This window comes from Neobacillus camarae, assembly GCF_054950115.1.
This window is the reverse complement of the sequence record NZ_JBUCKX010000002.1, coordinates 145,417-160,730: the sequence shown is the minus strand read 5'-3', so window position 1 is coordinate 160,730 and position 15,314 is coordinate 145,417. Positions and strand designations below refer to the sequence as shown.

Annotated in this window: 13 protein-coding genes; 8 read left to right on the top strand and 5 right to left on the bottom strand. The window is 40.1% G+C overall.

The features are described 5' to 3' along the window. The first annotated feature begins 104 nt into the window (after positions 1-104). On the top strand, positions 105-2,084 hold the full coding sequence (locus ACY8D0_RS08550; protein WP_462410095.1) for an oxidoreductase: 1,980 nt from the start codon (positions 105-107) through the stop codon (positions 2,082-2,084). Between the two features lie 66 nt (positions 2,085-2,150). Here ACY8D0_RS08550 and ACY8D0_RS08545 read toward each other — a convergent pair whose 3' ends face one another. Next, positions 2,151-4,808, bottom strand: a complete 2,658-nt coding sequence (locus ACY8D0_RS08545) for a transglycosylase domain-containing protein (RefSeq protein ID WP_462410094.1) — start codon at positions 4,806-4,808, stop codon at positions 2,151-2,153. A gap of 178 nt (positions 4,809-4,986) precedes the next feature. After that, complete coding sequence (locus ACY8D0_RS08540) at positions 4,987-5,949, bottom strand: helix-turn-helix transcriptional regulator (RefSeq protein WP_462410093.1); 963 nt, start codon at positions 5,947-5,949, stop codon at positions 4,987-4,989. Positions 5,950-6,046: 97 nt separating this feature from the next. Here ACY8D0_RS08540 and ACY8D0_RS08535 point away from each other — a divergent pair, with 97 nt between their 5' ends. Continuing rightward, positions 6,047-6,526 (top strand): GyrI-like domain-containing protein, encoded by a 480-nt coding sequence (locus ACY8D0_RS08535; protein WP_462410092.1) that lies wholly within the window; start codon positions 6,047-6,049, stop codon positions 6,524-6,526. Between the two features lie 22 nt (positions 6,527-6,548). Further along, positions 6,549-7,016, top strand: coding sequence for a DUF8821 family protein (locus ACY8D0_RS08530; RefSeq protein ID WP_462410091.1), 468 nt, complete (start codon positions 6,549-6,551; stop codon positions 7,014-7,016). Between the two features lie 123 nt (positions 7,017-7,139). On the opposite strand, the gene ACY8D0_RS08525 is transcribed toward ACY8D0_RS08530, so the two are convergent. The 3 genes from ACY8D0_RS08525 to ACY8D0_RS08515 form a co-directional block, all read right to left on the bottom strand. Continuing rightward, complete coding sequence (locus tag ACY8D0_RS08525; protein WP_462410090.1) at positions 7,140-7,784, bottom strand: FusB/FusC family EF-G-binding protein; 645 nt, start codon at positions 7,782-7,784, stop codon at positions 7,140-7,142. Positions 7,785-7,932: 148 nt separating this feature from the next. Next, positions 7,933-8,202: a CD3324 family protein gene (locus tag ACY8D0_RS08520; protein WP_462410089.1), complete on the bottom strand. Its 270-nt coding sequence runs from the start codon at positions 8,200-8,202 to the stop codon at positions 7,933-7,935. A 334-nt stretch (positions 8,203-8,536) separates the two neighbouring features. After that, the gene (locus ACY8D0_RS08515; protein ID WP_462410088.1) at positions 8,537-8,908 is read right to left on the bottom strand and encodes a winged helix-turn-helix transcriptional regulator; all 372 of its coding nucleotides are present in this window, start codon (positions 8,906-8,908) and stop codon (positions 8,537-8,539) included. A gap of 204 nt (positions 8,909-9,112) precedes the next feature. On the opposite strand from ACY8D0_RS08515, the gene ACY8D0_RS08510 reads away from it, so the two are divergent. The 5 genes from ACY8D0_RS08510 (at position 9,113) to ACY8D0_RS08490 (ending at position 15,280) form a co-directional block, all read left to right on the top strand. Then, the gene (locus ACY8D0_RS08510) at positions 9,113-10,327 is read left to right on the top strand and encodes an MFS transporter (RefSeq protein WP_462410087.1); all 1,215 of its coding nucleotides are present in this window, start codon (positions 9,113-9,115) and stop codon (positions 10,325-10,327) included. 43 nt (positions 10,328-10,370) lie between these two features. Then, the gene (locus ACY8D0_RS08505) at positions 10,371-11,213 is read left to right on the top strand and encodes an aldo/keto reductase (RefSeq protein ID WP_462410086.1); all 843 of its coding nucleotides are present in this window, start codon (positions 10,371-10,373) and stop codon (positions 11,211-11,213) included. Positions 11,214-11,341: 128 nt separating this feature from the next. Then, on the top strand, positions 11,342-12,937 hold the full coding sequence (locus tag ACY8D0_RS08500; protein WP_462410085.1) for an acetolactate synthase large subunit: 1,596 nt from the start codon (positions 11,342-11,344) through the stop codon (positions 12,935-12,937). A gap of 479 nt (positions 12,938-13,416) precedes the next feature. Then, entirely contained in the window at positions 13,417-14,742 is a 1,326-nt protein-coding gene (locus tag ACY8D0_RS08495) for a sensor histidine kinase (RefSeq protein WP_462410084.1), read from the top strand. Next, positions 14,708-15,280, top strand: coding sequence for a response regulator transcription factor (locus tag ACY8D0_RS08490; RefSeq protein ID WP_462410083.1), 573 nt, complete (start codon positions 14,708-14,710; stop codon positions 15,278-15,280). Before ACY8D0_RS08495 ends, ACY8D0_RS08490 begins: the two co-directional genes overlap by 35 nt. Positions 15,281-15,314: the final 34 nt, after the last annotated feature.

The window sequence follows — 15,314 nt, the reverse complement described above, 5'->3', positions numbered from 1 at the left end:
AACTTTGAAATCGTTTCTGTTCGTGATTAATCTCACTCTACTTTTTAAAAAATGAGCGTTACCCTTAATGTGCAGTATTACTTTTTCATAGGGAGGAATAGACAATGTCCCAAAAATATTCAAATTTATTCACATCTGGAAAAATTGGAACCCTTGAAATAAAAAATAGAGTGGTTATGACCGCAATGGGAACAGGTTTCGCCAACCCCGACGGAACTCCATCAGAGCGGATTATTAAATATTATGAGGAAAGAGCTAAAGGCGGCGTAGGCTTAATTGTAACAGAGGTGACAAGAGTCAACGATGACCATGGTAAGGCTAGCGATGCACAATTGAGTGTGTCCAGAGATGAAAATATCGAATCATTAAGTAAGTTTGCTGACAGAATTCATCAATACGGAACAAAGCTATTTGTGCAGTTGCATCACCCAGGCAGACAAAATGCCTCTGCGGCCATTGGAGGTCAGCCAGTTGTTGGACCTAGCGCCATTCCTTGCGGGCTTATGCAGGAAGAAACCCGGGCACTCACAACAGAAGAAGTGGAAAGCCTAGTACAGGATTTCGTGAACGGTGCCAAAAGGGCTAAAGCAGCGGGAATTGATGGCGTGGAGCTCCATGCTGCCCACGGCTACTTGCTGAACCAATTTTTAAGCCCCTATACTAATAAACGGACGGACAAATACGGCGGCTCCTTTGAAAATCGCCTGCGCTTTATCGCGGAAATCATTACAGGCATCCGCCAAGAGTGTGGCGACTATCCATTAATGGTAAGATTGACGGTCGATGAATTTTTAAATACAATTGGATCCCCTGAGCAGGGAATTGTGTTGGAGGAAGGCGTTAAAATCGTTCAAGCTCTTGAAAAACTGGGCATTGATGCGATTGATGTATCATCAGGCATTTATGAAACGATGAATACGATTGTCGAACCAACTTCCTATCCTCAAGGCTGGAGGACTCATTTATCACAGGCTGTCAAAGCAGCAGTAAACATCCCTGTCCTTGCTGCGAATGTCATTAGGAAACCTGAATTTGCAGAGGAATTGCTGTCATCCCATACAATTGACTTTGTCGGAATCGGCCGCGGGCTGTTAGCCGACCCTGAATGGGTTAATAAAGCAGCTGAAGGCCGGGAATGTGATATTCGCAACTGTATCTCCTGCCTGCATTGCTTTGAATCCATTTTTGCTGGCGGCCTTGAATGTGCCGTGAACCCGCGCATGGGCAGAGAATTACAATTTGATGATTTGCAATTGGTCGGCCAAGGTCAAACCGTGGCCATCATTGGCGCAGGACCTGCAGGTATGGAAAGTGCCCGTGTGTTGGCAATGAGGGGATTCAAGCCTATCATTTTTGAAAAAGAAGCGACAGTAGGCGGCCAGCTGTTATTGGCGAACAAGCCGCCGCAAAAAGAGAAAATTGATTGGCTGATTGAGTATTTGGACAATCAATTGAAACAGCTTGGAGTGGAAGTACGCTTAAATACAATGGCTACAGTGGAAGAAGTCCGGAAGTTAGCTCCATCGGCTGTATTTGTTGCTACAGGTGCCGATGCATTCATCCCTGGCATTGACGGAGCTAAGCGGGAAAATGTTTATACCACTACTGACATTTTAAACGGAGATGTCAATATAAGTGGAAAAAATATCGCTGTGATCGGCTCCGGTATGACCGGGTTAGAGACGGCTGAACTGTTAGCTGAACAGGGAAATACGGTAAATGTATATGAAATGGCTGACAAGATTGGCCCTGGCGCCTATTTCCAAAATCTAATTGACGTCACTACTAAATTAGTAAAACTTGGGGTTGGCTTAAATCCGGGCCATAAATTACACAAGATTATCGACAACGGCCTCATTCTAGAACGATTGGATACAAACGAAATGGTGGAAACTTCAGTTGATGCTGTCGTCCTTTCACTTGGAGTACGGCCAAACCATAAAATTGCCGATGAAATGAAAGCAAACTTTGCCAACGTGAAATTAATGGGAGACGTTAACACCCCAAGGAAAATTGCTCAAGCTATGAGAGAAGGCTTTGCTGAAGCTTATAATCTCGAGGTAAAAGAATGGGCAACAGTCTAATTCAACAGAACATATTGTTAAGACACATAAAAGGAGACCGTCTAAAGTTAGACGGTCTCCTTCACTTTAAGGATTTGTTTTCGTATTTCCTGCTCCTGCTGCTCCCTCTCCAGCATTCCCATTGTTGTTATTGTTATTCTCTGTATTGTCTACTGTAACAGAAGCTGTAGCTGGTTCACTCGTTCCCGCATCATTGGAAGCCACTACCTTAATGACATAGGTTTGGCCTGGCAGCGGGTTGCTCAACGTTGCAGATGTCCCTGATGTTGGCGCTAAAGTTTGGGTAGTTCCATTTACTGTAAAAGCAACTACATAGCTCACATTTTGGGAATTGGCATTATTGTTGCTCCAACTGATTGCAATTTGGTTCGAATTTTTATCGTATTTAGCTTGCAATCCACTTGGACTTTTTAGCGCTTCAGCCGTACCTTGAACCGTTAAGGATGCAGAAGCCGCATCACTCTTTGTGCCTCCCGTAACCGCTACGACATTAAATACATAGGTCTTTCCTTTCTCAGGGCCTTGCAGTACCGCTTTCTTATCACCCGTAGACGGCAGGCTTGCAGCTTTTCCATCCACTGTATAAGAAACTTCAAAAGTAGTCCCTGAATCATTGCCAGAAGTGTAATTCCATGTTAATTGAATGCTGTCTGAAGCTTCATCATAAGCTGCCTTCACATCGGCCGGCTTATCCGGTTTTGGCGGCTTCGGCTTTTCCCCGCCTTTTACGTAGTATTCATTCCCGGATTTTGCCACACTGCTAGGTTGCTTAAATTTTTCGGTGCTGGCATCTGCCCGTGACAGGATCGCTTTAAACACTAACTTAGAAAAGTTCGCACTTGTGGTTCCTAAATAGTCATCTTTCGATTTCGTCTCGGTGTACCCTGTCCAAACCGCACCGGTGTATTGCGGCGTATATCCGACAAACCAGGCGTCACGCGTTGCATTGCCCGGTAACCCATATGTTTTTATGGCCGATTCATCAAAGCTGGTTGTTCCCGTTTTTCCCGCTAAATCAAGACCTGAAATATTGGCCATTGTCCCTGTACCGGAGTCCACAACCGTCCGCAACATATCTGTAATGAGGAATGCCGTATAATCCTCCATCACTTTCTTTTTACTTGAAGCCAATTTCTCCTCTGTTCCATTTGCATAAACAATTTTTGAAACCGTGTATGGTTCAATATAGTAACCGCCATTTCCAAATGCCGCATAGGCACCCGCCATATTCAGCGGGGAGGCGGCATCAATAGCACCAATGGCATTCGATTCATTTGCTTTTTGGGTATCGGTGATAGGGAAACCAAGACTATTGGCAAATTTCGTCGCATCGTCTGCTCCCACTTCTTGATACGTTTTTAACGCCGGAATATTCCTTGACCATGTCAAATGGTCCCTTATGGTTTTATCTCCAGCATAAGAACGGTTGGCATTGCGAATCGGTGTCCCAGTCGAGTATTTATACGGTTCGTCCTTTATAATGTGCCCGGTCGACCATTGGAATTTTTCAATGGCTGGACCGTAGTCAAGAATCGGTTTAATCGTCGAACCAGGGTGGCGTTTAATCTTTGTGGCATAATTATAGCCCCCGGTTTGATAATTTCTTCCGCCGCCAATTGCTTTGATGGCACCGGTTTGTGTATCCAAAATGACAACAGCTGACTGCAATTTATCATTATCTGGATAGCTGATATACTCATTGGTTGATAGGACATCTTCAGTTATTTGCTGGATTTTCGGATCAATAGTTGTATAAATTTTTAGCCCGTCTTCAAAAATATTTGCTTTTGTTTTGGTTTGCACTTCCTGTATCACCGTATCAACAAATGCTTGGTATTTATTTGTTTGTTTTTGTTGAATATTCAACGTATCTTTAATCGGTGTGCTTTGTGCTTTTTGCATTTCTGCTTTTGTTATGTAGCCGTGTCTGTTCATATATTGCAGAACCAAATTCCTCCGTTTTTCCGCATTTGGAAGATTACTTTCAACAGTAGGAATATAGTTATTTGGGCTTTGCGGAATCCCCGCGAGGAGGGCCGCTTGTTCGAGTGTTAATTTGTTTAACTCATCCGGGCCCAGGCCGAAAAATCGTTCTGCCGCTTTGGCCACTCCGTACACATCACTGCCATACAAGTTTTTGTTAAAGTACATTTCGAGAATTTGATCTTTCGTGAACTGTCTTTCTAATTGAATGGCTAAATACCACTCTTGCACCTTTCGTGTAACCGTTTTTTGCGTGGTTAGGAACGAGTTTTTGACAATTTGCTGTGTGATCGTGCTTCCGCCTTGAGAAGTGCCAGATGTGACATTCGTGAAAATGGCAACAAGTGTCCGTTTTACGTCAATTCCGTGATGCTCGTAAAAACGGGCGTCTTCCGTTGCCAACACTGCATTTTTGAGGACATCCGGTATTTGATTGATTGTAATATCATCCCGCTTTTCTTTACCGACCTCGGCAATTACTGTTTTCCCATCAACCGCATAGACCTCAGATGATAATGGATCTTTTAATAACGTTTCGTCAAATTTTGGTGCATCTTTGATGATCCATAGAAGAGCACCTGCTCCCACTAGAATCATAACAAGCGCCAGGGAAAGGCAAATATAGACTATTTTTTTCCAAACGCTTTTACCATTTTTCTTACCCTTTTGCTGTTTTGAAGCCCGTTGCTGCTGTTCTTGTATTTTTCTTCGCTCTGTGCGAGAGTGATAATCTTCTGACATGTAATTGTTCCTCCCTTTTCAAAATGGCCTCCAGTGAACCATCTGTATTCATTATTATTCCATGGTGAATCAAATTACGTTTATAAAAGAAATTATACTATGTTCAATGAATTAAATAAAAAATTAATCTACCAATGGACAATGAAGATTATACATCATTGGTTTTAACTGGCGCTGCTTATGGGCAGAATAATATTAACCTCTTTTGTATATCTTCTAAGACTTCTTCTGGCATTTCCCTAACCATGATATCTCCACCGAGGAAAAGCAGCCAATTTGTTATGTCGGTTAATTCTTCGGGTTTATCTACATGGATAAAAGTCCTTAAAATGGCTGTGGTCTGGTAAGGATTTGTATAGGATAATGAAACGTTTAAAGGATGATATTTTTTGAACTGGGCAATTGCTTTTGGACCCAGCTCAAGAACAAGGTTGATTCCTTCTTCCTGCTTACTCATTTTTTCTAAAATCTTTTTCTTACTTACTCTATTTTTCATCGGGCAGGGTTCAACATAAATGAGATGATCGACATTAAAGAACTTTCTCTTTTCTTCCTTTAGGTCAAAGCCTTCAATCAGCCATAGACCTTTTTCATGATAAAGGTGCAAGAGATAAATAGGATAGTCCTTTATTACCTTCTCTTCTTCAATGGCAATCAATAAATAGCGATCTAAAAGAAGGAGCTGGATGAGCTTCTCTAACCTGGGATGCGGTAAGTCTGACAGTTCAAGCAGGTCGGGATTATGGGGATTAGTCCCTTCAAAAAGTAAGATTTCATTTAAATGAACCAGGTCATCTTGCTGGTTTTCCGAGATGAGGCCCAGTAATTTTTCAGCTAAAGACTGACGGCTCTTTAGATAAGGGAGCTGCTGGTTTCTTGTGGCCATAAAGGCAATAAAAAGAGCTTTGACCTCATTATCGGTAAAGCGGACAACGGGCAGGACAGAGTTTTGCATGACAAAATAGCCCCCATCCCTTCCAACTTCAGCGACAAGCGGCATCCCCATGGCCTCAATTTCTCTTATATCTCTAATCGCTGTCGAACGAGAGATGTTAAATTCCTGCATAATCTCAGAAATGGTAAAGTGGGAGCGGTTATTGATATACCGCATGATGATGTTAATCCGTTCAACCTTTTTCATCTGGACTCCTAAAACAGTATCATTTTTTGACACGATTTAACGTTATTATAAACTTATCAGGTGAAAAAACAAATCATTTGAGAGGAAGGTTTTGAACATGGCAGATTATTCTTTAGAAGAGAAAGACAGTTTTACCGTTTTAGGTATTGGGACAGAGCTTAAGAGCAACTACACGGATTATGCAGGCATTAACAAGGAAAAGGCCGACTTCTGGCAGGCCGTTAAACAAGATGGAAGGCTTGATACTTTGAAGGCCCTTGCCACAAATGACTACATCTTTGCCGTAAACGAGGCAGTAAATAACAAGATGATGCATTATGCCGGCGTTATGACAATGGCTACGGTACCGGAAGAACACAGAGTGATCCAATTTCCCAAGGGAGAATACCTGGTAGTTAAAGGGGAAGCGAAGACCGCTGAAGAGTTAAGCAATAAACTTTCTGGCATCGCCTTTGGTCAAGTTTTGCCGGAAGCAAAGAATTTTGCCTATGTTGGCGGACCCAATACAACGGTTGAAATGGGGCAGCGAAACGGCTTAGTATTTGGTGAAATGTGGATTCCTGTAGTAAGGAAATAAAGGGTTGATAGGAGGAATGGAAATGTCCTATACAGTTGATTTTAAAAATGTATCTACGGTTGGTTTAGAGTCTTCACCAGTAGCAGAGGCGCTTGCTGGTCTGCGCGCTAATGAGGCACGTTACTTTATGAACAAATATAAGCATGAATTTACGGTCGTCCCAGCTAGTGAAAGCAGGGAGACTCTTGATTATGTGAACAGGATTTTGAAAGAAGAACGTGATATTGAGTTTGCAGCCAAACCTTTGGAAACGTCGCGTTTTCAAGTGGAAAATATCGATTGGACTTACGTCTTTTATGAGGATGGTCTTTCGGTCAACGTCTTGTATACGGTTGATGGCCCTAAGCCGAAGCGGGCCGTTGGTTTTAAGCTTTCTGAAGGGATGGAAGTGCCAAAGGAGTTAGAAGGAAAGTTTAAGTTTGCCAGGCAAAAATCTAAACTAGCTGGAACCATTCGGGGCTCGTACTTTGTCATTAAGGGAGAATATTAAGGCAAACACAAACAAACTATCATGAATAAACACACTTCTGGACAATTAAATATCGTAACAGCACCTTTCATCAAAATAGGAGGTGCTGTTACTTTTTTTGCAAAAACTTAATTACCATATTAGTCATATTCCCAGTGAATCTTTAAAGAAGGTTGTTAAATAGTCGACATTCGTTATGTTTTTATTACACTCGCTGCTCTCGGCGCAAATAAGATTGCCGATGGATTTGTAATAATCCGGATTTTTGGGCTTTTTGGCTTTTGTCACGGTGGAGAAATAGGCAACCTCACCAAAACCATTACAGAAAGAACAAATATTTTTTTTATTGGTTGGTGTCATTTCACATTCCATGCCGGCCATTTTTCCATCTAGTTCATATACAATAAATTTTTTATTCGATCTGATGTCGTTCCAACTCAAATACGTCAATCGGCTGTGGTCTATATTTTCTAAATCCGGCAGCTTTAATTTTTTTTGCTTCGGAAACATTTTTTTGAGTTGCTGCTCAGTGATTTGTGGGAAAGGCAGCAAAAAGTCCGAAAGACGCCGAATATATTGCTCATATTCGTTATCTGTTTTGAGTTTGGAAAGGTTCAGCATTTCTTGCTGCTCCAAGGATCCATTCGGAAAGAGGTCCAGGATTTTGGCATTGGCTAAGTCAATCACAGCAGCCAAAATGTTCTGGGGTACATTCTTTTGTTTGCTGTCCTTAATTAAAGCAATCTGTTTTTTTATAAAATTTAACTGTTCATTTTTAATAAATTTCATCACAATCTATCTCCTATCAATTATTTGCACCTATCTCTCTAAACTTATTTTAATCGGTGCAGTTAATTTTTAAAATGGAGAAAATGACTTAGAAATGTTTTTTACATAACAACAGCACTGATGAAAAATATTCACCAGTGCTGTTCTCCTACTTTTTATGTGAATAAACTATTTTCTTAATCGTTTCAGTTGAAAGGTAATATTCCTCAGCCAATTGCCGGATACTGCTCCCACTCATAAAAGAACGTCTAATGGCGGCATTGCGGCCGTCCAGCAGCTGCCTTCCTCCGCTTGAAGTTCCCCATTTCCGATACTCCGTTTCCTGCTTTGGAATATAGACAGTCTCCCCCTGGACATACTTTTGAATTTCCAGGATGAGATTCTCAGGTAAAACCTGGTTTGCATTAATATATTTCATGTTTGCCCGCTCCCTTATTTTGATTTTGAAAAAAATAAGGTGCAAAGCCAAAATATCAGAAAAGCCTTTTTAGCGATATATTATCTGTTTCGCCCCATGCAAAGTATCGCCCTTCCAATAATAGGCTTTGCATGAGTGGAAGAAGTACCAGACAATCGTATGTGATTCTCCATCTGTAAGCACCCCCTTTAAAAATAAATTATAACGTAATTTACGGTTCGCATGAATCACTTTATTCCATTTTTTCCAAGAAAAGTAATAAGCATTTTTACAATCCATTCAAATGGTAAGGTTCACCGTTACGATTTTATAATGAAGTTTCCTATAGACAAGATTACTTCAAATGTTCATTTAAAACATTCTCTTCTAAAACTATAAATTTATCGCCATATACTTTCGTAATATGTTTTTCTCCCCATGCGCATAGGGAGTCTAAAATCCCAGTCAGGCTCGAGCCATACTCACTAAGTTCGTACTCCACTTTTGGGGGAATTTGATTATATACAATTCTATTAATGATCCCATCTTCCTCTAATTCACGCAATTGTTGAGTTAGCATCTTTTGAGTGATATTTGGCATCAAGCGCTTCAATTCACTGGTCCGTTTCTTGCCGTGTGTCAGATGGCATAGAATTACGCATTTCCATTTTCCCCCAATCACTTCCAGAGTCGCTTCAACTGATATATTGTATTTCTTTTTCTTCATCAACTAACTCCTCCTGAATCAATAGGCACTAAAAAGTACCTATAGTACTTTTAGGTTCCTATAATACTTTAAAGTACGTACTTCCCAATAGTTATGATATATTCCATAATAACATTCACCGGCTGAAATGGATAATGGATTTATTTACATCATGAACCTTAAGGAAGTTCATTCATACAATTTCACATAATTAGGAGGAATCATATGTCTATCGATAAAAAACGAAGCACATTTGCACTTCTGGCCTTGGCTGCAAGTGCATTCGCCATAGGAACGACAGAATTTATCAGTGTAGGATTATTGCCATTGATAGCCGGGGATTTAAAAGTACCAATTACAACCGCCGGGCTTACTGTTTCCCTATACGCTTTAGGAGTTACCTTCGGGGCACCGGTCTTAACATCGCTCACTTCCAGGATGTCGCGCAAAACTTTATTACTTTGGATAATGGTCATTTTTATTGTCGGCAATAGTATGGCAGCTAGTGCTGCCAGTATTGGAGTATTACTAATGGCCCGTGTAGTTTCTGCCTTTTCACATGGTGTATTCATGTCTATTGGTTCAACGATTGCGGCTGATTTAGTACCTGAAAACCGCAGGGCCAGTGCCATCTCCATCATGTTTTCCGGCCTAACGGCAGCGACTGTTACAGGGGTTCCATTGGGAACATTCATCGGACAGAATTTCGGCTGGAGAATGGCATTTATTCTCATTGTAGCCGTCGGGATCGTGGCACTGATTGCAAACAGCATCCTTGTTACAGCTGACTTAAAAAGAGGAACTCACGTCGCATTCCGTGATCAGTTCAAATTGGTTAAGAATGGACGTTTACTGCTCTTGTTTATCATTACTGCCTTAGGATATGGTGGAACATTTGTAGTCTTTACCTATTTATCCCCAATCCTGCAGAAAATAACTGGCTTTAAAGAAGGCACTGTGGCTATGATACTGCTTCTATATGGACTAGCGATTGCCATTGGAAATATGATAGGCGGAAAATTATCTAATCAAAATCAGCTTAAAGCATTATTTTATATGTTTATTGTTCAAGCAATTGTACTTTTTATCTTCATGTACACAGCACCATTTAAACTTGGCGGCCTGATCACCGTTTTCTTTATGGGCCTTCTTGCTTTTATGAATGTTCCGGGACTACAAGTATATGTCGTCATGTTAGCAGAACGGTTTGTTCCAACTGCGGTTGATGTTGCTTCCGCAATCAATATTGCTGCCTTTAACATAGGCATTGCCATTGGATCCTACCTGGGTGGAGTTATTACAGATTCAGTCGGACTGATTCATACCACTTGGATTGGTTCACTTATGGTTTTAGCTGCCGTTCTCTTGACTGGCTGGAGCCGGAACCTTGAAAAAAAAGATCAAGAAGCTGTAAGGATGCTGGGCCAAAAGTGCTCTTAATTTTCATTATGTCTACAAAAAAAACATGACGGAGGGTTAGATTATGTTAAAAAATTTACAATCTACAACAATACTGAATAATGGAAGCCAAATGCCTTGGTTTGGGATTGGGGTTTTTAAAGTGGAGGAAGGTCCGGAATTAGTCAATGCCATTAAATTTGCCATTAAACATGGTTACCGAAGTATTGATACAGCCGCCATTTATGGAAATGAAGAAAGTGTTGGCCAAGCCATCCTTGCTGGCATGAAAGAAACAGGAGTTTCCAGAGAGGAGCTTTTTATCACTTCAAAGGTTTGGAATACTGACTTAAGCTATGAATCCACCATCGCGGCATATGAAACAAGCTTAAAGAAACTTGGCCTTGATTATTTGGACTTATATCTGATTCACTGGCCCGTAGAAGGCAAATACAAAGAGGCATGGCGCGCATTAGAAACGCTTTATAAAGAAGGAAAAGTAAAAGCGATTGGAGTAAGCAACTTCCAAATCCACCAACTGGAAGAATTAATAAAAGAAGCAGAAATTAAACCAATGGTGAACCAAGTAGAATATCATCCACGATTAACACAAAAAAGCCTACAGTCCTTTTGTCAAAGACAAGGAATACAACTGGAAGCTTGGTCGCCGTTAATGCAAGGTCATCTATTGGAGAATTCGGATCTGCAGGAAATGGCTACTAAATATAACAAGTCAATTGCACAAATTATCTTGCGATGGGATTTGCAAAACGGCGTGGTCACTATACCAAAGTCCACGAAGGAACATCGCATTGTTGAAAACTCAGATGTATTTGATTTTGAACTTTCAAAAGAAGATATGGAACGAATTGACCAGCTTAATCAAGACCATCGAGTGGGTCCTGATCCCGATAACTTTGACTTCTAATGAAAGTATAAATAGTTTACCCAAAAGGCGCTTCCTAAAAATTAGGCAGCGTCTCTTTGGTCTACTAAAATAAATTTCTCGATTTAAGGGGAAAATACAGCTAAATACAATTTGTAAAGGGGCTTACTATGAAAGCAACGGATTTACTTGTTCAGTGCTTAGAAAATGAGGGGGTTAAGTATGTTTTCGGCATCATGGGGAAGGAAACCCTTGACCTGATTGATTCATTGTCTAAGTCTAAACAAATTCAGTTCATCAATGTCCGTCATGAACAAGGTGCAGCTTTTATGGCCGATGTTTACGGCAGGCTAACCCATAAGGTGGGGGTTTGCTTAGCCACTTTAGGGCCTGGAGCGACCAATCTTTTAACCGGAATATCCAGTGCCAATCTGGACCACTCTCCGGTTGTAGCCATTACCGGGCAAGCTGGCTTTGAAAGGCAACATCAAGAATCACATCAATATTTAGATATCGTTAAAATATTTGAACCTGCTACCAAGTGGAGCATTCAAATTAAAGATTCGCAAACTATACCAACCATCATTCGCAAGGCATTTAGAGTAGCGCAAATGGAAAAGCCAGGTGCTGTTTTAATCGAATTACCGGAGAACTTAGCCCCACAAATGGTTCAAACCCAACCATTACCCGTGTTGCCTATTCCAAAAAGCACCCCTATTTCGCAATCCATAGAGGATGCTCGCACCTTAATAGACCAGAGCCAGAAACCTCTTGTCATAGTGGGAAATGGAGTAATTAGGCAAAAAGCTATGTCCGGGCTCCAGACTTTTGTAGAGAACCTACAATCACCTGTCATCCATAGTTTTATGGCAAAAGGAGTTTTACCCAAAAACCATCCACTAAATTATTTTACATTTGGTTTTAAGAAAAAGGATGAAGTATTACCTTTGATAGAGCAATCTGATTTATTAATTGTCATTGGTTATGATTTTGTAGAAAGCCTGCCTAAGGATTGGAATAAAAGAATGCACCCCATTTTACATATCGATTCATTGCCAGCCGAAATGGATGAACACTATCCCGTGAAGGGAGAATTGGTTGGTGATTTAAATGAGACTTTTCAGGCCCTTAATGAACTGGGTATTCCCTCTAAGCCATGGGCCCCGATTGGAAATCTAAAGGAAAAGGTGAAAACTGATTATCAAATTGATTTAGATATGAATGAAAATCTTTCACTTACGATTGAGAATATCTTAACCATTACTGAAAAACTCTCTACGGAAAAGACGATTGTGATTTCTGATGTGGGTGCCCACAAGGTCTCTATTGCCCGTACCTATCAACCCAAACAGGCAGGACGTCTCATCATCTCCAATGGATTAGCCTCAATGGGTATTGCCTTGCCTGGCTCGATTGGTGCCAAACTAGCTTTCCAGGACTCTCCTGTTATTTGTATGACTGGCGATGGAGGGGCATTAATGAATATTTCCGAATTAGAAACAGCCAAACGACTTGGTCTGTCATTCATCATCATAGTATTAAATGATAAAACGTTAAAATTAGAGAAACAAATGATGCAAGAGAAATTCAGCAATAGCTTTGGCACAGACTTTGGAAACCCTGACTTTGTGCAGCTTGCTGAAAGCTTTGGAATAAAAGGAGTTCGACCCAAGCAATTGAATGAGTTTGAACAAGAATTGAAAAATGCCTTAAACCAGACCAATGAAATGACACTAATAGATGTTCAAATGGGAGCAAATATATAATAGCAAATAGAGAAGGGCAGGTGTTCTACTTTGCGAGCAAAAAAGCACCTCCCTTTGTTTAAGAACCCCTTATTTTTGATACGGTTCACCACACCTATGTAACCTGCTGTTTTTTAGCAAAAGTGTTTACAATTCCACTTATCCAAACTGACATTATATAAATGACCCCGATATATTTCTAGCAATGACAGCGTAACACAGTTCCACCACTTGCTATCAATCGGAGCATGAAGTAGTTCGTCTTCATTGGCATGCTATAGAATACACCCCTCGGTTCCAAACCAAAATTTATTCCTGTGTTAAGAAGATTAGTGATATCATAAATATTGGTAATTAAGCTTCTCTTAAGGGGGTTCAACTTGTTTCCCATTTTATGGCCTATAGCTATCATTATGTATTTTTATAATCGGAAAGATCCCTATATAAAATGGATTTGTTTCCTCCTATTTATTGGGGGAGGGGGAAGTTACTTTGCATTAATGCATACGATCATCCAACCCCATCTTCAGGCACAAAAAATTTTGTCTCCTCTTGAAAATGACCTTATCTCCATATCCATCATTATTTTCATGGATATGTTTTATTACTTATTGCCATATGTTTTTCTGAACAGTTCTTTAACTTTATTAAAAGTTAAATTGCCATTCCTTTCATGGTTTTTGGTGTGCCCTTCGATTATTTTCCTACTTATGGACTGGCAAAACAGGATGACCACGATTTCAACCGAAAGGCTTCATATTTGGTCCGGCCTTTATATGGTTTGCGGCTGCCTACTCTATTTAGCATCTATTTTTAAAAGCAAAAGTCAGGCTGAACAAAGCAATGCATTGCGTCTTAGTATTATATTTATCCCAATCATGTCCCTAATCTATCTAAAGGATTTTCTATTCGTAAATGGTGTGACCCTTGCGGAAAAAGAAATTATTTTTGAGCAAAATACGAATTGGAAGATGAACAGCAATTATATTGATCTATGGTTAATTACCTTACTTCTTTACTATGGTATTCGTTATGGTATTCTTGGCATTAAGTTGAAATTTGAAAAACATAGGCTTGATGCTTCGATGACCTCGATAACCTTAGGAACATCGATTATTAATCATTCCATTAAAAATGAAATTCAAAAAGTGGAGTATATGTTAGAAAGAGCCAAACATCACATCGATTTAGAAAATAAAGAGGCCTCCCTTCAGTCCGTCGATAAAATCGGGTCCATTACCTCCCATCTTCAGCACATGGTGGATAGAATGAAAGAAAAAACGCAAGAAGTCACCCTCTCAGAACAAACGGTTGTCCTCTGTGACCTTACAGATAAAGTTTTAAGCGGCTTTCAACCAATTTTAGAGAAGAAGGGCATTATCTTAATAAAAGATTATCAATTTCTAGGAAGCCTGCAATGCGATCCACACCATCTGTATGAAGTCCTTTCTAACCTTTGTTCAAATGCAATCGAATCCATCCAAGGAGAAACAGGCTGTATAACCATAAGAATAAAACACCTTAAAAGAAAATTAGTATTTGAGATTCAGGACACCGGCTGCGGGATTGAAAAAAATTCTTTTTCTAAAATCTTTGAACCTTTTTTTACAACCAAAAAGAAACCAAAAAATTACGGCCTCGGTTTAACTTATTGCTTTAATGTCATGAATAAACATCAAGGCAGAATAATGGTAGTCGAAAGCAAGAGAAACATCGGAACGACGATTGCACTTCTGTTCCCAAGGAAAAGAGTCATAGACGTAAATCAAAAACTGAAAGGAAGGTCTTCTTATGCAAAAGATTCGGGTCTTACTAGTAGAAGATGATGAGGACTGGAAGAAAAATATTAGTGAAGACCTTGCAATGGAGGAGGATATCGAAGTCGTCAGTGTGGTGTCTACGAAAGAAGAGGCTTTGTTAACACTTAAATCCCTTGAAGTGGATATCATTTTAATGGACATTAACTTAACTGATAACAACTTAGACGGGCTGGAAATAGCAAGGAAAGTAAAAAATGCCGGTAATCATTCTATTAAAATCATTATGTTGACTTCATTGTATGAAAAAGAAATTGTAATGCAATCCTTTAAACAAGGGGCCGTTAATTACATTACTAAATCAAGTTTTCAAGATATCATAACAGCCATTAGGGAGGCCCACCAGAACCGCTCCTCCATCCATTCCGATGCAGCAAAAATCATGCGCAATGAAATTTTCTTATCCGACTTAACACCGATGGAACGTGAAATCTATGACTTAAAACAACAAGGCTACAATAAAACGCAAATATCAGAAATGCTATACAAGTCGGTTAACACGATTAAAAGTCAGTTGAGAAGCATTAGAGATAAGTTAAGAAAATAAGCAAAAAGGAACCCCAGGTAAGGTTCCTTTTTTT

Coding starts and splice junctions, on each gene's coding strand:
- ACY8D0_RS08530 (WP_462410091.1), top strand. CDS start 6,549: ATGTCCTATACAGTTGATTTTAAAAATGTATCTACGGTTGGTTTAGAG.
- ACY8D0_RS08520 (WP_462410089.1), bottom strand. CDS start 8,202: ATGAAATATATTAATGCAAACCAGGTTTTACCTGAGAATCTCATCCTG.
- ACY8D0_RS08515 (WP_462410088.1), bottom strand. CDS start 8,908: ATGAAGAAAAAGAAATACAATATATCAGTTGAAGCGACTCTGGAAGTG.
- ACY8D0_RS08545 (WP_462410094.1), bottom strand. CDS start 4,808: ATGTCAGAAGATTATCACTCTCGCACAGAGCGAAGAAAAATACAAGAA.
- ACY8D0_RS08505 (WP_462410086.1), top strand. CDS start 10,371: ATGTTAAAAAATTTACAATCTACAACAATACTGAATAATGGAAGCCAA.
- ACY8D0_RS08510 (WP_462410087.1), top strand. CDS start 9,113: ATGTCTATCGATAAAAAACGAAGCACATTTGCACTTCTGGCCTTGGCT.
- ACY8D0_RS08550 (WP_462410095.1), top strand. CDS start 105: ATGTCCCAAAAATATTCAAATTTATTCACATCTGGAAAAATTGGAACC.
- ACY8D0_RS08535 (WP_462410092.1), top strand. CDS start 6,047: ATGGCAGATTATTCTTTAGAAGAGAAAGACAGTTTTACCGTTTTAGGT.
- ACY8D0_RS08490 (WP_462410083.1), top strand. CDS start 14,708: ATGCAAAAGATTCGGGTCTTACTAGTAGAAGATGATGAGGACTGGAAG.
- ACY8D0_RS08500 (WP_462410085.1), top strand. CDS start 11,342: ATGAAAGCAACGGATTTACTTGTTCAGTGCTTAGAAAATGAGGGGGTT.
- ACY8D0_RS08525 (WP_462410090.1), bottom strand. CDS start 7,784: ATGAAATTTATTAAAAATGAACAGTTAAATTTTATAAAAAAACAGATT.
- ACY8D0_RS08495 (WP_462410084.1), top strand. CDS start 13,417: ATGCATACGATCATCCAACCCCATCTTCAGGCACAAAAAATTTTGTCT.
- ACY8D0_RS08540 (WP_462410093.1), bottom strand. CDS start 5,949: ATGAAAAAGGTTGAACGGATTAACATCATCATGCGGTATATCAATAAC.